Here is a 19,131-nt window from a genome sequence, read left to right on the forward strand (position 1 = left end):
CATGACCTTATGAGTAAAGAATTACCACACATTGCTCCCTCACCTCAACCCGAATTTGAGGAAGTATTTGCTGTTCATCAAACAGTGCGGGAATTTTATCATGAAGTTAATACCCGTTCTGACTTTAAAAAGCATTGTGAATGGTACTATACAACCGCAGCCCAAAACCGTCAAGACTTAGCTAAGATGCGCGGCGAACTAAATATTATGGCCTGGTTTTGTCGCCGCTAATTGGTGACTTAGATAATTTCTAGTTCAAAATCGCGTAAATGAGCTTTGAATTTTTTGCTAAACTGCACCAAAATTGGGAAGTTAGCACTGACAGGCCTCCCGTTCCATTGGGTGACAATGGCGGCTACTTCCCCTTCTGTACCTTGGATATCAACAGCCTGACCTTTATGTTCGGGATGGTGATAAACCACTACTGATTCTTTAACACGCACGCGATCGCCTACTTTCATAATATCATTTATTTGTATTTAACTTTTGTTTTTCCACAATCATCTCCATAGCTATCTTGCTGAATTTACTTTTCAGCTATAGATGACTAAGACAAATCCAGCATGATTTAGGCCTAACCCAATTTTACAACACATCGAGCTATTATTCTCATTTTGAACAAAATTACCCCAGTTTTATATTTGAGTCAGGTTTCTGTCAGTTCTTAGCTGGAGATATTTGCAGTGCTTGATCATACAAAACTTTACTCAGGGGACTTGGCGACCACGACCACGGAAATCGAAAATTCCAGACGCAGTTACAACTGGTTCGGCTTAATTAAGTAATTTTAGTTATGAAAATCCAGCTTTACTCTTACATTGCTTACACAGTCCAAAAAACTCTAAGGTGTGATAAAAAACTTTAAATTCATGACTGGTTTGTAATTGTCTTTCTAGTTCGTGGACAGGACATTGATCAATGGGTATGGAAATACCGCATTGTAAGCAAGTTAGGTGATGTTTATCCCGTTGTACTAAGCTATAAAGGGCTTCACCATTTGCTAAAGTTCTTACCTGTACTAAGCCTTCTAGTTTCAGTGCTTCTAGGGAACGGTAAACCGTTGCTAAACCCAGACTTTGATTAAAATTACGTAATTCTACGTAAATATCCTGGGCAGAAATGCTGTGTTTAATATTTTTTAACAGGTTTAAAATCCTTTCTTGACTACGGGTGCGAATGTTTCTCATGGGTTGTTCAATTTGTATCTATGGTAGGGGTAATTGATCAATTACCCCTAGATTGCTAAATCCTAATTATATTTTCACTCAGTTGCAACATAAAAGTTATAGTATAGTGATCCCAGCTTTTAGCAAAGGCCTCATGCAAAGAAAATATTTAGCTAAAATTTTTGTTACCTTGAGAAATTCAGTATTAGATCCCGCTGGTGTGGCTGTACAATCTGGCCTCACACAAATGGGATATGATAATGTGGAACAGGTGAGAATTGGTAAATACATTGAGTTAATTATTGTCGCACCAGATGAAATGAAAGCGCGTCGAGACTTAAATCAAATTTGTTACGAAATGCTATCAAATCCCGTGATCGAAAATTATCGCTTTGATTTGATTGAAGTGGAATCACAAACGGGAGCATTTTGAAATTGTAATTTGGTAATTAATTCACTACTGATCACTGACTAATTATGAAATTCGGTATTTTAGTTTTTCCAGGTTCTAATTGCGATCGTGATGTTGCCTATGTTACTAGAGACTTGTTAGGACAACCAACTCGTATGATCTGGCACCAAGAAACAGACATTACTGATATAGATGTGGTAATTGTTCCTGGTGGCTTTAGTTACGGGGATTATTTACGTTGTGGTGCGATTGCTCGCTTCTCTCCAGTTATGCAGCAAGTGATTGATCATGCACAACAAGGTAAGTTTGTCATCGGTATTTGTAATGGTTTTCAAATATTAACTGAGTCTGGTTTGTTACCTGGGGCATTGACGAGAAATCAAGACTTGCACTTTATTTGCGATCGCTCTCCCCTGAAGGTAGAGCGTAATAATTTACCTTGGACTCATGGTTATACGCAAGGAGAAGTGATAACTTTACCCATTGCCCACGGAGAGGGGCGATTTTACAGTGACGAAACCACTTTAGCAGAAATTGAAACCAATGGACAAGTTTTATTTCGTTATCAAGAAAATCCCAACGGTTCACTTAACAATATTGCGGGGATTTGCAATCTTCAAGGTAATGTATTAGGAATGATGCCACATCCAGAAAGAGCAGCAGATCAAGTCTTAGGTAATAGCGACGGTTTACGCTTATTTCAGGGTTTGTTGGGGAAGGTAGCAGCTTTGGTGTAACAGATACCCGACCTCTCACCGAAGTCGGGGATTTTTCTTGGTATTATGTATTGACTTGACAAGACTTAAAGGTTTATAATTTAATAAGTGTAATGTTGAGGACGAAACCAGGGGGCATAAATGAATAGAATCATCACAAATTCAGACCTAGCTAATGTTGATTATACTGATTTATTGGACAAGATATTAAAAGTTATTGAAAATCAACAGATATTTCAAATATCTACTGATAACAGACGGGTACTAATTAATATTAATCAAGTAGTTAATGAAGTAATTAAATTAAACCCAGCTAATCCATTAGGAAACGAAAGATCAGTACGTAGTGCTACTCTGAATTTTAGCGCCAATTCCCAAGATTTATTTATTGAGAGAATTAAAGAAATTACTGGTTATATTCAGCAACATTTAACCACAGCAATTCAGAAAAATCCAGCAAATCAATTAATAAATAGATTTCAATTTATTCAACAATTACTAACAGATTTACAGACATTTAAAGGACAATATAATAAAGATGAAAAAACCAAAGAAACCCTTTTAGATTTTACCTATCCATTTCTTCCTGCGAAAAATCTCCAAAAACAAAGATTAACAGTCAAAAGAAACAAAAATAGTCCAAATAAACAACTATTAAAAGCACATAAAGTCAAAATTTCTGTAGATAAACCTCGTGATTTTTTTGCAACATTATTAACAGGAATTAATAATTATATTGATGTCAACTTTGCTGATATAAATTCACAAGATAGAGAAGAATTACAAGATATTATTGACAACTTAGCTAAAAATTCCAACTCAGATATTTACAGTGTACAAAATCTAGTCAACCAAGAAACATTAGGGAAATTAAAAAAATTAACTAAAATTAAATATTTAGAATTTCTCTTAGAAAATATTGATGAAAATGCTAGTGATGACAACTTTAAAGGTAAGATATATTTACAGGATTTAATTAGAAGACTGTACTTATTAGAAGACTATATTAACGATAGTAATAAAGCAGATGGAGAATATGAAGTTAATTATGCAGGAACATTAGTTAATTATCAAAGTATGTTTTCTCGCAGTGAAGCGTATGATATATTACCAATTATTCCCAAGATTGAAGGTTTTTTAGGAGAAACAGAAGATCCTAGTAAAGAGAAAATAGAATTTACCTTTGGGTTAAAATTAAAATTTGATGGTAAAGTACAGGCTTATGGTGGTAAAAAAGTTTTTGACTATAATCTCGATATTTTAGATCCAGATAGTAAAGAACATCAACAAGCAATTGGAAATGACTCAGAAAGAAGTGGTTTTGCGTATAAAGTCCTGAAAATCGCATTTTTATATTATTTCATATTTGCATCTCGTCAAGATCCTACCGCAGTAGATTATGATCCTCGAAAAGAGTTAGAATATGATCCTTTATTAAAAGTAAACATGATTTTATCAACTTTACAAGGTAATGATGAGGAAGCAAAAAAGAAATTATTGAGAAATTTGTGTAAAGGTTTTAATGAGTATAAAACTCAGAATAAAATTAATGTTCTCAAGAAAGTTTTAATAAATTTAATCAAAAGAGAAACATCATTTATAGGTAGAGAATATCCTGTACATATTTCTGTCAAAAACAGTATTTTAGAAACTGACATTGATACTATAGTTGAAAGAGAAACCATATTTAAAGAAGCATTGAGGAAAAACTTTAAAGATTGTTTAAAATATATCAATGTAGGAAATGCAACCACGCAAACAAACCTATTTTTTACACTTACTGGGAATATCAATATTAGTGAACTTCATTTTCTGGAAACAGAAGATAAGGAAACCTTTAATATGGAATATTATATTCCTCCAGGTATTAAAATTTTACCAGCGATATTTTTAGGGAGGGAAGATAAAAAATGTCAAGATTTTTATAACAAAAACTTAGTACATCGTAAATTACTCATTTTTCCCCATCGTTTAGAAACTCCCAAATTAGAATCTCATCAAGAAATAATTTACAAAATTACCTACAGTTTATTAGCGTATATTTGTCTTCATGTGATTTTAGAAAAACAAAGTAAAATATTTATTCCTTTGTTAAGAATACATCTTAAACAAAAGACGGATAATGATGTGATTATTGAAAAATTCATTGTTGACTTAACTAAGGTCTTATCACATTTATTTAACGATGGATACCGTAGTAATGAACAGGGAATAGTAATTACTGATAATAAAGCTAAGTTTAAAATTCCTAATGTTCTCAATTCATTATATTCAGTTGTTCCTAAAAAATTCCAATTTGTACCAACAGATAATTTTGAATTTAAAGAGATTGATAAACTAGCAATTATCGTAGTTTCCAGTCGAGAAAGTGATAGTAAATGGGGAATGAAAGAGAAAAAATCTAATTTAATGGGAGAAATTATTACCTTACAAATGCAAGATAAAAGTGTGAAATTTCAACTTTTTAAAACTTTTTCAGAAAATTTTGATGATCATGAAAAGATGTTTGAATATCCTACCGTAATAGTTGATAATGTCAGTAAACTTTATCAAAAAGGGTACAGACACTTTATTTATATAGCGAAAGTTCCCTATAGTAGCACATTACATATTACCCAAAGTGTGAAAGATGAAGAACTATTTTTCATGTCCAAAAATGTAATTACCGCATTCATGAAAGACAAACCTGATATTAAAATTTATCCCATGTTTTTTGAAAAATACTATGTTGTGAAAATGAAAACTCAGATCACATCCACATCATTATATATTCAAGATACTTTAGAACTTACCAGTGTAGCTGAGGACAAAAACAAACAATCTGTGATATTTTTTAATTTGTTTAATGGTTTACAAGTTGCGAATGATGTAAATTATCATGGAGTGATGTCTTATGCGACATTATTAAATATGTATGATGGTATTTTAGATGATGAAGATATCAGAAAGGGATTAATCTATGATGACGATAATAATAATCAATTAAAAAATGAAATTTTGCAATGTTTAACTTTATTTCATTTTTCTCGCTATGAAAAATCAGGTACTATTCAATTAAAATTAGATCCTTATCAAAATTTAATTGGGGATGAATCAGTAAGTCAAGCTGCTTTATTTCCCCACAGTCGCAATAAGGGAAATTTTAATTCTCTTGCTTTTTTAACTCACGTTAAGAAAATATTAAATAAACCAAATGAATAAAAAAGCGTAATGTACACAATTATTAACCAAAGGTAAAATCATGACAGCAAAAATAGGAGATAATTTAGGAAGATTATTTGAAGTAGGATTTAATATTGGTATTTTATCTTATATTCAACAAAATAATATCAAAAATGGGTTTGGTAATTTATATCGTCAAGAATTGGAAAATCTCAAGTTTTCTCAAATGAAAAAACGCATTATTGATAAAGTTGTCAGTAAATTAAATCGAGAATTAGCAGAAAAATGGTGTCAATTTTTCTTACAAAAAGGTTTTTTGTGTGGTTTAAACTTCTTTCGAGAATATCTGAAGTCTTTAGGATGGTATGAAAAGAGTAAATTAAAAAATGTGGAAATTTTATATTATCAATGTTGCTTTAATGGTGATAATAGTATTGGTACTTATGAAATTAATAGTCAACAATGGTTTAAAAATGTTCTGTCTCAGTTGCAAAATTTAGGAGAAAATGTAGAAATTACTGCTTCAGATATTAATAAATATCAAAAAAAAGGAGAATTTCTCAATGCTGATAGTTTAATTGTCTTAAAATATAAACGTCAATATCGTATTTTATGTCTTGACTTATCAGTATTTGCTATTCACACAGATGAAGATATGGAAAATATTGACTATGTGGAAATTATTAGAAGTATCTTATTAAAAGATGTTAATTATATTCGTTCTAAAAGTGTATTTTCTAGTTTACGCATTGATACAGAACCTTTAAATCTTGATTTTTCTCCAGCGTTACAGGAATATTTTACTGCTTTTAAATATCATGATAAAGAAAGTGCGAAATTAATTCAAGCTGCTGGTTATATTTATAGTTTTTGTCAATTTCTTCAAGAAAATACGATAATTCCAGATATATCCAAATTAGTATGTAATGCTATAGGATATAGCGATCGCTCATTTAACACTATTTCTATTCCAGCACAAAATCTGCACATTTTCCAAACTTGTTATCAAATTTATACCCAGGAAGAAAAAGGAAAAGAATTAAAATCAGTACGTCGTCGAGTTTTAGATAAAATTAAACGCAATGCTTTCTATAGTTTCCATGAAGGTAAAAAACTAGTTCAATCACTTTTAGAAATTACCCCAGATAAAATTAACATTTTACCACCACATAGAGAAACCATCACAGATTTTTATAACTCTGTTTCTCCCGTACCTCCAGAACTAATTACTAGTTTAAATTTACCCGAAAATTCCAACTTTAGACAAGCACATAACCAACTAATTAAACGATATTTACTCTCAGAAAATACCTATATCTTCCTCACAGGAAACCCAGGAATTGGAAAAACCACTGCCATAGTAGATTTTCTCAAACAACATCAAGATGAAGGTTTTTTATTATTCTATGTTAGTCCTCGAAAACAAGTCAATTTAGATATTATTGAAAAATTCAAAGATAAACACACTGGAAAATTAGTTGATGATAGAATTTTCGCTATCAATAGTGATAGTAATTTGATTCAAGATAACTTTGGTAAATATTCTGTAGCATATACATCTAACATCTATGAAAATGATTTTACTTTAGGACCAGTTGATTTTCTCAGCATAGAAAATATTGAAAGAACGTCAAGAAGAAAAAACAGACTAGAACATATTAGTGATGATACTTTTCAGGATATTGGCCAAAAAACCAAAGGAGTTTTAAATAGTGTGTGTGAAGGTTTATATCATCTCATTAAAAGTGAAGCACATAATCAAATTATTGCGACTAGTTCCACTCAGTCATTGAAAAAAACCGACTATGGAGATACTTTACAACACTTAGAAAAAATATTTCGTGACGCATATAATACTAGAGAAAATACCGTTTTTCCTGAAAAAATGCAGAAAATTTCTCGTCGCATCAAACATCTATTTATTATGATAGATGAAATTACTGGGGATGAAGGAGGAGTAGAATTTTTATCAGGTATTCACAAAATAGTCAAAAATTATCAACTTACAAAACCTGAAAATGGTTTCAATACAAAAATTATCGTTGCTGATGCTTCTATCGTTGATAAAAATGTCATTTGTCAACATTTACAAGACAGTATCCCCGAACCAAATAAAATCTTTTTTCGCAAAACAGAGTCAAATATTCAACCTTTATCTGTGGAACATTTCACATTTAACAACTTACCATCTATCATCATTAATACTAATACCTATCCTGCGAAAAGTTTAACCATCAACTATCAAATTATTATTGAATCTCGTAAATTTATCAATAATACCAAACTTAAAGATAAATCTCTATCGCAGCTAGAAAAAATAGTCCAAGAAAAAATTATTAACGACATTCAAACTTTATTCCAAAACCCGGAAATATCACAAATTATAGTTTACATCCAAAATAAACCCAAATTAGCAGAAATAATTGATGAAATTCAGAAAAAATTACAACCGGGAAACTTTGTAAAAAATACCCATTATTTAGAAATACACGCAAACATTTCTGAACAGGAAAAACAGGAAATTAAACAATATCAAGAAACCGTCAAAGTTGTATTTATGACTGCTTCAGCAAGTCGTGGTTTATCCTTTCCCAAAGCAACACATATTTTAGTAGAAATTCCTAAATTTGAAATTGAAAAAAACCTCATGGAAATAATTCAAGTCATTTATCGAGGTCGAGGAAATGATATCATAGATAATCAAGACAAATATCTTAATTTCTATTTAGCTGAACGTGCTACTTATTACCAAGATGAACCTCAAATTTCTGTACAAGAAAGTGCTTTAAGTTTATTAAATATTTTACTCATTCTTAAAGCATCTATTATGACGAGAATCCAAGGCTATGGTATTATTGGTAGGAAACCATATATTCTTATTCCCATTGGGGGAAAATCGGTTTTTGCTGCGGGGGAGAGTTTTTCTAGTCAAATAGAAAATTTAATTTCTCAACTCAAAAAAGAATTTAATAGAAATAAAAGTCATTCATCATTAAAACAAGCATTTACCGGTTTAGAATCATTAATGAAAGATGGAGATTTCGTAATAGAAAAAAATACAGAAGCAAGTTATTTAACTATTAGAGAAAATTTTAACAACAACTTTTTAGAATTTGCGAAAACTTTTGATAAATTACTGGATTTTAAACCTTTGGAATTAGGTTATATTAGTGGAGGTATGTTAATAGTACCGACTAAAAAAATTGAAGAGTCTTATCAAATGCGGTTATTAGATATTGAAAAATATGCTAATACTGAATTATGGAAAAATTTGCAAAGTATTAGTAGAAATAAAAACTATCCAGAAAGTCTCACTTATGCGGTTAGAAATGCTATAGAATTAATAGAAAAACTCAAAAATGCACCTCCAAAAACTCAAAATTTTGTCCAAAAAACTCAACAAAATGACCAATATTATGCTTTACCTTTATTTGCTTTTATCAGTGGAGAAGTGATGAAGGATTATTTTGAAAGTAACATAGAAGAACCAGAAGATAAACGTTTTAAAGATATTTTATCTATTTATATTCGTTCATTATATCCTGTGGGAAATATTTTACCAATAGGTCATAATTATCGAGAATTTCCATTTGTTGTGTTTAGAAGTTATAGCTTAGAAGAAATCAGAAATAAAGTTTTTACAGAAAAGTACCTCTTAAATTCCCATGAATTAAATATACTCAATTTAATTCTTTCCCTCTAACCTCAATAAGTCAAGAAAATAGTTTCACGGTTTAAGAGTAAGAAGTATTGACAAGCATCGAAAAACCTGGTAAGCTAGATACCGAAGAGGAAGAACTATCCTCGTTGTATAAGCAAAACGAAGCTGGACAAGACGAATTATGAACTACTCTCTGCGTCTCTGTGAGAGAAGAAAATGAATAAACTCATCGTAAACAACGAATGGCTTCCAACATCCCCCTCGCTTTATTCAGAGTTTCCTCATATTCCCTTTCCGGTTCCGAGTCAGCTACCAAACCTGCACCCGCTTGGACAGTTACAGTTTGATTATGTAATACCATAGTTCTAATAGCGATCGCAGTATTCAATTGTCCTTCAAAATCATAATATCCATATACACCGGAATACACACCTCTGCGACTCGGTTCTAACTGATTAATAATTTCCATAGCGCGGATTTTGGGCGCACCGCTGACAGTTCCCGCAGGAAAACACGCTTTAAGTAAATCCCAAGCCGTTTTACCAGGTGCTAATTTACCCATTACATTACTGACAATGTGCATCACATGAGAGTAGCGTTCAATGATCATTAATTCATCAACTTTCACACTACCGCTACTGCATACCCGCCCTAAATCATTGCGTCCTAAATCTATTAACATCACGTGTTCGGCGATTTCCTTGGGGTCTTGAAGTAAATCTTCCGCAAAAGCCGCATCTTCCTGGCTGTTATTTCCTCTAGGTCGAGTTCCCGCAATGGGACGCACTGTAGCGATAATTTCCCCTTGATCATTGCGTTCAGCTTTCACCATGATTTCGGGACTAGAACCGATAATTTGCCAGTTCTGGAAGTTAAAATAGGCCATGTAAGGTGAAGGATTGATTTGACGTAAAGAACGATACAAAGCAAAGGGATCACCTGTATATTCTGTGGATAAACGTTGAGAAATGACTACTTGAAAAATATCCCCAGCTTTAATGTATGCTTTCGCTTTTTCCACACTAGCGCAAAATTCTGGGCGGGTAAAGTTACTCGTATATTCGTCTATTCCCCCTTTAGCCCCGTTTCTAGGTGCTGTCCAAGATAATTTGGTCTTTTCTGGTGATAGAGGTAAAGATAGCTTTCTGACCATTTCCTGAATGCGATCGCTCGCCTCTTGATATGCTACCTTTAAATCATCTGAATTACGTAAATCCGCGTAGGCGATCGCCCAAATTTTCCGTTTTACCTGGTCAAAAATCAATAACTGGTCTACCTGCATCCATAATCCATCAGGGATATTACGCTGATCTTGAGCATGAATTGGTACACGCGGCTCAATCCAATTTATTAATTCATAGCCCCAAAACCCAAATAAACCGCCAATTCCTGAAGGTAGCTCTGGTAATTTTACTGGATGATAAGGTGCTAAACATTCAGATAAAACTGCAAAGGGATCACCTGTAAAAACTTGTTGAGAACCATCTCGATGTATTTGCGTAGTTTGATCACCCCTGGCTTCCAAAATCCACAAAGGATCACAACCTAATAAACTATAACGTCCTAACTTTTCCCCACCTTCCACCGATTCCAGCAAAAAGCTATAAGGTTGATCTGCACAAACTTTATACCAAGCAGATACAGGCGTATCTAAGTCGGCGATCCATTCTTGATACAAGGGAACAAAATTACCTTGGCTAGTCAGCTTCACAAACTGCTCGAAATCGGGGAATATCATAAATAATTGGCAATTAACAATTAAAAATTCGTAAACAAGTTTTTTGTCATGGGTAAGGGGGCAAAATTTTCTCCCCATTACCCATTACCCACTAAGGATTAAACATCGTGAGTAGCTTTACCGCTGAACTTGATTTGTGCGGGATTGGGGTTTTGACCGATTCTGCGGGGTACGTGACGAACCATAGAACGTCCAGCATTTACCTTTTCAGGGAAGACACCATCAGCAGGGTGAATCATAGTGGTTTCGCCACTTGGTAAAATGCGGTAAACCTTGTAATCGGTGATTTTGAACTTGCGAAGTTGCGCGCCTAAAGCAATACCATACTCTTTGCGAGCAATGTATAGCAGGTTTTCGCCTTTTACCATCTTAGCCGCGCCACCAGTGGGCATTTCAAACACTTGCTCCTTGGGGCTAGTCCAGGTGATAGCGTACTTTTCTTCTACTTCCGCTTTGGTGAGTAGACCACCAGTGCTGCCACCAAAGATTGGGGTTTTGCCAGTCAGAGTTGCCATAATCTATCTCTTGTAGGTTTTTAGGGCATACTAACATCGGAACTCGACTTATGTTGCGATTCCGTTATAGACTGTAACAGTTTTTAGTCACTTTAGTTATTAACTGCTCCTAACTACCCAGCACAATAGGAATTGTAAAATGCAACTGACTACCTTGGTCTTTACCTGCGGACTGGGCCCAAATTTTTCCGCCCCAGCCATTGACAATTTGCCGACAAATTGCTAAACCCAATCCAGTTCCACCTGTCGTCCGGCGTAATGCCCCTTCCTCCTGGTAAAAGCGGTCAAAGACGATTTCTAGGCAGTTAGGTTCAATTCCCCTGCCTGTGTCCGATATGATGACTTCTAGGGTCTCCTGAAGGGTGCTAATGGCATTAATAGTAATCTTTCCTGAAGCCGGAGTAAATTTACAAGCATTATCTATAAGTTTGGCTAATACTTCCACCAACCAATCACCGTCAGCCCTGACTAAAGGCAAATTTTGGGGAATTTGGATTTTAATTTGCGGTAGCTTTTCTTGGCTAGAGCGCGTCCGTAAACGACTCAGCGCTAAATCTACACATTCTTGGATGGTTAATGATTCAGGATGCCATTCTACCCGGCCACTTTCTAGGTTAGAAAGGGTTAAAAAGTCTTGTACCAGTTTCCGCATTCTTTCCGAATCAGAAAGCGCGGTATTCAACATCACCTGTTGCAATTCCCGTGGCATATCTGGTTCTACCGCCAAGCTTTCTAAGCAAACTTGGATGGTAGATAGCGGGGTGCGAAGTTCATGGCCTGTAATAGCAATTAAATTCCTCCGGGTTCGGTCTAAAGCTTCTAATTGTTGGTTAAGTTCTTCTAAATTTGCAAAAGATTCGGCTTGAATCAGCGCTGCACCGATTTGAGTCGCTATGGCTTGTACTAAATCTACCTCCCCTGGTTGCCATTCATGGGCGGGAAAATGACAATGATGTAACTCCACAATTCCCAGAAGTCTTCCTTGATATAATACAGGTTCTATTAACCAAGAACGCACCCCAAACTGCCGGACAATTTTCGATAAAGTCGCTGATTTCTTAAATTGACTATCTGTTTGTGTATCAACTACATATACTCCCTCCCCCCGCTCTACTACCTGCTGAAATAGAGGATTATGTTGTAACTCCCAACTTTGACCTAGTACAGATGTGACATCAGAATTTAAAAATTCATGCTCAATTATGGCTTTACCATCTGTAGATTGGGCGCGATAAATTAGACACCGACAGGTTTGTAACTGTTGACCCAACTCTTGAGCCGCAACTTCCAGAATTTCCCGTGGATCAAGCGATCGCCTAATTGCTGTACTAATGGAATTTACTAACCTTTCTTTCCGAGCTTGAGCCGCAATTGAACGGTAAGCTTTATGTAGTTTATACTGACTAGCTTGAAGATATGTTACCAACCTTTGCACAAAGGGATCTGTATCAATATCACAAGCATATTCATGGCTGGAATTAACTCCTGACTTGTTGAATGATTCACCAATTCTAAACCGCTGCTTGACTCGATCAACCTTCCGCGCTAAATCCGGCCGATACACCTTAATTCTATTTAATAACAATTGGGCGGCCTTGAGGCACGTTCCTTTTTCCGATGTCCAAATTCCCTCAAATCTTCGCGCTGTATCCATATCCAAACTAGGAATCATCTCTGGGATATGTTGATTTTTGGACTGAGAACCAAGACTTTCACGGCAGATCAAACAGCTAGAATAGTTATCAGCAACCACTACTAAATGCCATTCTTGAGTTAACCCATCATCAGGCTCAAAAGCTATCTTTTCATAGTCATCAGCAGCTTGAGCAAACTCGGTCTCTGGTGCAGATAATACATATACTTGCTTACTTTTTTCCCCAAGTCGTTGATAACGATGGGCTTCTTGACGATAGAATCGCTCTTTCTGGAAACTAGCAATGATCAAGGGTTGGTCTAAATTAGCCGCCAAAACCTGATCTTCTATGGCATGGGAGAGCGCCGTTAGTGAAGCCTTAAAATATAACTGGGGTCGCAGATAGGGAAGTGACTTGAGTAAATCACTCAATACGGAAGTCGAAATGCTCATGAATATATTGAATTTAAACGCCCAATCTAGACAAGATTCACGTTACTGGTCAGTGGTCATTGGTTAATTAATACCAAAAATGCTAAAATCCTCAAAACAGGCGATCGCGCAAGCAGTTAGCTGTTTGATTTCCCAACTGGCAGACACCTTATGAAATATAACATAGTCTGTATTGAATCCCCCCTCTATTTCAGAGGGGGTGATTAAGTGAGACTAAGCCGTAAAATACTTCGCTGCTGGGTGATAAGCAATAATCGCCGTTGTAGACTGTTCAGGATAAAGTTGTTCACTTTCATCCATGTACATCTTCATTCTTTCCACCTCCAACAACCGTAACTGCTGAAACTGGTCTTGAATATTTGGACAAGCCGGATAGCCGAAACTATACCGAGAACCCTGATAACGCTGCGCCAGAATATCCCGAATATTATCCGGTTCAGAATCACCAAAACCCAACTCCCGGCGGATTCTCGCGTGAGTCCATTCAGCCAAAGCCTCCGCCACCTGCACAGCAATACCATGAAAATACAAATAATCAGTGTATTGATTATTAGCAAACAGCTTTTGAGCAAATTCCGTGGACACTTCCCCCACAGTCACCGCTTGCATAGGGAAAACATCAATTATTCCCGACTCCTTGGGTGCAAAGAAATCTGCAATACACAAGCGATTCAAAGACTTCTGACGGGGAAACTCAAAACTAACCCTTACCTCCGTGTCCTCTGTGCCTCCGTGGTTCGTTTCATAAATCAATAAACTATTCCCCACAGACTGACAAGGAAAATACCCATAAATCACATGAGGGTGCAATAAATTTTCCTCAATAATTCGCCCTTTCCACTCCTCTAAAACCGGGTAAACTTTATCAGCTAAAAACCCTTGATATTCTTCCTTAGATTGTTCCTTGGGTTTACGGAATTGCCATTGTCCCGCCACCAAAGCTTGCAAATCCAAATACCAAAATAATTCCTCCAAAGAAATATCATCAGGTTGTAAAAACTGCGTTCCCCAAAAAGGTGGTTTTGGACGTTCAATATCTACAGCCACAAAATCAGAACGCCGCGTATCAGCCTCTTTTTTAATATCAACATCATTTACTGTGGGGTGGGCATCTTGCCCGCCCTTTTCCCCAACAGATTCATGGCCATTTTCCTCGTTAACTTCATCCAAAAACCCTTGGAGATCATCCCAATTACCAGCTATTTTGGCTGGCATGAGTTTATCCATAAAATGCAAATCAGAAAAGGCATCCTTACCGTAAATTACCTTACCTTGGTAAGTATTTTGGCAATCTTGATAAACAAACTTAGGAGTTAAAGCAGCGCCACCTAAAATCACTGGTACAGTAATACCCTTTTCATTAAAAGTCTGTAAATTCTCCTTCATAAAAGCGGTGGATTTTACTAATAATCCACTCATGGCAATACAATCAGGTTGATACTGTTCGTAAGCTTGAATGATGTTTTCTACAGATTGTTTAATGCCCAGATTAATCACTTTATAACCATTGTTAGATAAAATGATATCTACCAGGTTTTTACCAATATCATGCACATCACCTTTGACAGTAGCAATCACAAAAGTTCCCTTAGCATTATTACCGGATTCCGATTTTTCCATGAACGGTTCTAGATAGGCAACCGCAGCTTTCATAGTCTCCGCTGATTGTAACACAAAAGGTAATTGCATTTGTCCAGAACCGAACAATTCACCCACAACTTTCATCCCGTCTAATAAGAAAGTATTGATGATTTCTAGGGGAGGATATTGTTCTAAAGCTTTTGTCAATTGGGTTTCTAAACCAATACGTTCACCGTCAATAATGTGCCGTTTCAAACGTTCTTCAATTGGTAAATTTTCATCAATTCCCGTATTACGTTTAGTTTTGACTCCTGCAAAAATTGTTGTTAATTCTCCTAAAGGATCATAAACGCAGACATTACCATCAAATCTGCGTTCATCGTAAATTAACTGACGACAAACTTCTTGATGTTGAGGTTCGATTTTAGTAAGTGGTAAAATTTTACTCGCGCTGACAATTGCTGCATCCATGCCCGCATTCATGGCTTCATGCAAAAACATGGAATTTAGTACCATCCGCGCTGCTGGATTTAAGCCAAAGGAAATATTAGAAACACCCAAGACGACATGACTTCCGGGCAAATCTTGGCGAATCCGACGAATTGATTCTATTGTCGCCTTACCATTTTCCCGATCTTCTTCAATCCCAGTGGAAATAGGTAGGGCTAAAGTATCAAAAAATATTTCTGTGGGCGGAATACCATATTCTACAGCTTGACGGTAAGCACGTTGGGCAATTTGAAATTTTTTGTCCGCAGTCCGGGCCATGCCATCTTCATCAATTGTGCCAATAATTACACCTGCACCGTATTTTTTTGCTAATTCTAGCACTTTTAAAAATCGTGGTTCACCGTCTTCGTAATTAGTAGAATTGAGTAAACACTTACCACCAGCGACTTTTAACCCCGCTTCCATTTTTTCCCATTCGGTGGAATCAAGCATCAAAGGTAGTGTAACATTATTCACAATACGAGAAACCAATTCGTGCATATCACGCACGCCGTCCCGTCCCACATAGTCAACGTTAACATCTAGGATATGTGCGCCTTCTTTGACTTGACTCCGCGCCATTGAGACTAAACCATCCCAGTCTTCGGCGTTAAGTAAATCACGGCATTTTTTAGAACCACTGGCGTTAAGACGTTCACCAATAATCAAGAAAGAATTATCTTGGTTGTAGGACTGAGTGGTATAAATTGATGCGGCTGCTGGTTCTAAACTCGGCTGTCTAACTTTCGGTTTTAACTCCTTGGCAATTTCCGCCAATTGTTGAATGTGTGCTGGCCGTGTCCCACAGCAACCCCCAATCACTTGGACACCTAAGTCTTCGATAAAGTGCATCAACGACATCCGTAATTCAACGGGTGTTAATCGGTAATGTGCTTGACCACCGACGTTTTCCGGTAAACCTGCGTTGGGAATACAGGAAACTACGAATGGGGAATGTTCTGATAAATACTTGATATGTGGTTTCATCAAGTCGGGACCGGTGGCGCAATTTAAACCCAGAATATCAATGGGGTAAGGTTCTAAAATCGTGAGAACGGCGTTGATTTCTGTACCTACCAGCATTGTTCCCATGCTTTCCATGGTGACAGACACCATTAATGGTCTTCTTTCCCCTTTTTTGGCAAAAACTTCCTCAATTCCATTTAATGCAGCTTTAATTTGCAGCACGTCTTGGCAGGTTTCTACTAGGAATAAATCCACACCACCATCGAACAAGGCTTCTGCTTGTTCCGCAAAGGAGGCTTTCATTGTGTCAAAATCAATATGCCCCAAGGTGGGGAGTTTGGTTGTCGGTCCAATAGAACCAGCGACAAATCTAGGTTTTTCTGGGGTGGAAAATTCCGCAGCGACGCTTTTGGCTAGTTCGGCGGCAGTTTTGGTGAGATAATAAGCCTGGTCTGCTAGGTCGTATTCTGCTAGGACTATGGACATAGAACCAAAGGTATCAGTTTCAATGACATCAGCGCCAGCTGCCAGAAAATCACGGTGAACTTTGGCGACGGCTTCCGGTTTACTATGAACTAGGTATTCGTTACAACCTTCATATTGCGCCCCCCCAAAGTCTTCAGCCGTGAGGTTCTGGCTTTGTAGGTTTGTTCCCATAGCACCGTCAAAAACGATTACGGGACGTTCTGGACTATGTAGATGTTTGAGAAAGGGATGGGTCATAATTGTGTTAAAAAAATAATGTTGGTTTTGTTATCTTAGACTTATTTTATGATCTTCTCAGATTTTGATGGCTATGTTTCGCGCAAAGGCGCAAAGAAGCAAGGGCGCAAAACTACCAGAAGTAATATTAGCTATATTATCAGTATTGAAAAATATGAAATTTGGAGCTTGGGCGACTAGAGTTTTACTGATTTTTCTGATGTTGGCTGCGTTAATTTTGGCACTATTCATTGGTGGGGCAAGAAATCCGCAAAATCAGACAAATTCACGAAATTTGCCAGATAAATCCTGGAATCAATATCTACCACCGCAGTTACAGTCAGTATTAACCATGAGGGAAAGGAAAAGAAATTTCACACCATCTTCAGTCAACAATCATCAAGTTAATCTTGTATACACAACTACTAAGGAATTTAGCAAATATAAACCGGATTTTAAACAGTTTCAGGTTGATCCTAGCAATTATGGCGATCGCTATACCACAGATATTCATGGTCTACCTCTCAATCATCAAGCTATTATAGTCCTTCATGAAACCAGTAATTCGGCTTCTAGCGCCATTAATTTTTTTCAAACTCCTCATGATGATCAAAGTGTTCAAGCTAGTTATCACGCTTTAATTACTTTACAGGGAACGGTTGTTTATTTAGTTCCTCCAGAAAAACGCGCTTTTGGGGCTGGTAATTCAGTATTTAAAGGTGTTAATGGCGTGGAAACTGTTCAGACTAATCCTAGTTTACCACCATCTGTGAATAATTTTGCTTATCATGTCTCTCTAGAAACTCCTCCTGATGCTTGGGGAAAGAATAATATCAATCAACATAGCGGTTATACTGAGGCTCAATATGATTCTTTGGCTTGGTTAATTGCTCAAAGTCAAGTCCCAGATGATAGAATTACTACTCATCGTGCTGTAGATGTGGCAGGTAGAAAAGTTGATCCTTTAAGTTTTGATAGTAATAAGTTTTTTGAAAAATTACATTCTTTTCGTCAATTAAAAACTTTTAATAATGCTAACAATGACGTTAGTGAATAAAAACATGATTTTTTTATCCTAATTAACTATCATCACATCCATAATCAGCAGCAGTCAAAAAATTAACAATCTATTCATTGTTGTTAAAGATTGCTGCAAAAATTAACTAAATTGTAACTACAACAATTCTTCTGTATTGCAATCCAGAAAGATTGTTATCTACTCTTTAAATTTTGATAACATTCACAAATCTTTCAGGACTTAATACAAAAATATTTTTACAAAAACTAGCAAGACTCAATAGTAATCTTATTCTATTGTCATTTATTTTTAAAATGTTGCAATAGTTAACAGAAGGAGTGAATAGTAATACATACAAACAATTATACATTCCACTCGCTAAACATTCCAAAAATAAAATTATAAAACTATTGACTTGTGATTAGATATATGTTATTATGATTTCGATAAGGAAGAACTATTTTAATTTATAGCTAAAAAGTAGGGTGTGTTAGCGTCAGCGTAACGCAGTTAAATAATAAAATATATCATAACTAATTTTTAATTTTTCAGATTCACAAATTATTTTATACTCATAACACATCTTATTTGATATTTACGTATCTTTAGTATTTACTATAGTAAATTTTTTAATAAAATACAGTAGTTACATATCTTATAAAATACAAACATTAATTATCAAATTTTTGTAATGTAGGCATACTTTAATAAACTTAATACAAATCTTACTTACTAATAAGATATTTTACATAACTACACAGCGTAAAATATCATAAAAAATGTGTTATGTCAAAACACAAATATTCACAAATTAAAAGTAACTTTATTAATACATTTTGTATACAGCGGTTTCTGATCTTATGAGGTACAAAGTTGAATGATGAAACTCTTGTAGTGCGGGCATCTTGCCCGCTAAATA

General features: G+C 35.6%; 12 protein-coding genes. 6 read left to right on the forward strand and 6 right to left on the reverse strand.

What is annotated here, in order from left to right:
- Positions 1 to 9 precede the first annotated feature (9 nt).
- Positions 10 to 231, forward strand: coding sequence for a hypothetical protein (locus tag ACIR131C_RS0113790; protein WP_028083783.1), 222 nt, complete (start codon positions 10 to 12; stop codon positions 229 to 231).
- A gap of 8 nt (positions 232 to 239) precedes the next feature.
- Here ACIR131C_RS0113790 and ACIR131C_RS0113795 read toward each other — a convergent pair whose 3' ends face one another.
- Positions 240 to 461 (reverse strand): ferredoxin-thioredoxin reductase variable chain, encoded by a 222-nt coding sequence (locus ACIR131C_RS0113795; RefSeq protein ID WP_028083784.1) that lies wholly within the window; start codon positions 459 to 461, stop codon positions 240 to 242.
- A 330-nt stretch (positions 462 to 791) separates the two neighbouring features.
- Complete coding sequence (locus ACIR131C_RS0113800; RefSeq protein WP_028090676.1) at positions 792 to 1,187, reverse strand: Fur family transcriptional regulator; 396 nt, start codon at positions 1,185 to 1,187, stop codon at positions 792 to 794.
- 133 nt (positions 1,188 to 1,320) lie between these two features.
- Here ACIR131C_RS0113800 and purS point away from each other — a divergent pair, with 133 nt between their 5' ends.
- The 4 genes from purS (at position 1,321) to ACIR131C_RS0113820 (ending at position 9,159) form a co-directional block, all read left to right on the forward strand.
- Complete coding sequence (purS, locus tag ACIR131C_RS0113805) at positions 1,321 to 1,599, forward strand: phosphoribosylformylglycinamidine synthase subunit PurS (protein WP_028083786.1); 279 nt, start codon at positions 1,321 to 1,323, stop codon at positions 1,597 to 1,599.
- 44 nt (positions 1,600 to 1,643) lie between these two features.
- The gene (purQ, locus tag ACIR131C_RS0113810) at positions 1,644 to 2,315 is read left to right on the forward strand and encodes a phosphoribosylformylglycinamidine synthase subunit PurQ (protein WP_028090677.1); all 672 of its coding nucleotides are present in this window, start codon (positions 1,644 to 1,646) and stop codon (positions 2,313 to 2,315) included.
- Positions 2,316 to 2,435: 120 nt separating this feature from the next.
- On the forward strand, positions 2,436 to 5,495 hold the full coding sequence (locus tag ACIR131C_RS0113815) for a hypothetical protein (protein ID WP_028090678.1): 3,060 nt from the start codon (positions 2,436 to 2,438) through the stop codon (positions 5,493 to 5,495).
- Positions 5,496 to 5,535: 40 nt separating this feature from the next.
- Positions 5,536 to 9,159: a helicase-related protein gene (locus ACIR131C_RS0113820; RefSeq protein ID WP_028090679.1), complete on the forward strand. Its 3,624-nt coding sequence runs from the start codon at positions 5,536 to 5,538 to the stop codon at positions 9,157 to 9,159.
- 184 nt (positions 9,160 to 9,343) lie between these two features.
- Here ACIR131C_RS0113820 and trpE read toward each other — a convergent pair whose 3' ends face one another.
- From trpE to metH, 4 genes are all read right to left on the reverse strand, one after another.
- Positions 9,344 to 10,855, reverse strand: coding sequence for an anthranilate synthase component I (gene trpE / locus ACIR131C_RS0113825; protein ID WP_028090680.1), 1,512 nt, complete (start codon positions 10,853 to 10,855; stop codon positions 9,344 to 9,346).
- A 98-nt stretch (positions 10,856 to 10,953) separates the two neighbouring features.
- Entirely contained in the window at positions 10,954 to 11,373 is a 420-nt protein-coding gene (locus ACIR131C_RS0113830; RefSeq protein ID WP_137907939.1) for a photosystem I reaction center subunit II PsaD, read from the reverse strand.
- Positions 11,374 to 11,479: 106 nt separating this feature from the next.
- A complete protein-coding gene (locus ACIR131C_RS0113835; RefSeq protein WP_028090682.1) occupies positions 11,480 to 13,456 on the reverse strand; it encodes a DICT sensory domain-containing protein in 1,977 nt (658 codons plus the stop codon).
- A 213-nt stretch (positions 13,457 to 13,669) separates the two neighbouring features.
- Positions 13,670 to 17,215, reverse strand: coding sequence for a methionine synthase (gene metH / locus ACIR131C_RS0113840; RefSeq protein ID WP_028090683.1), 3,546 nt, complete (start codon positions 17,213 to 17,215; stop codon positions 13,670 to 13,672).
- A gap of 154 nt (positions 17,216 to 17,369) precedes the next feature.
- Here metH and ACIR131C_RS0113845 point away from each other — a divergent pair, with 154 nt between their 5' ends.
- A complete protein-coding gene (locus tag ACIR131C_RS0113845; protein WP_035372081.1) occupies positions 17,370 to 18,251 on the forward strand; it encodes an N-acetylmuramoyl-L-alanine amidase in 882 nt (293 codons plus the stop codon).
- Positions 18,252 to 19,131: the final 880 nt, after the last annotated feature.

The sequence above is a fragment of the Dolichospermum circinale AWQC131C genome (genome assembly GCF_000426905.1).
GTDB classification, from domain to species: domain Bacteria; phylum Cyanobacteriota; class Cyanobacteriia; order Cyanobacteriales; family Nostocaceae; genus Dolichospermum; species Dolichospermum circinale.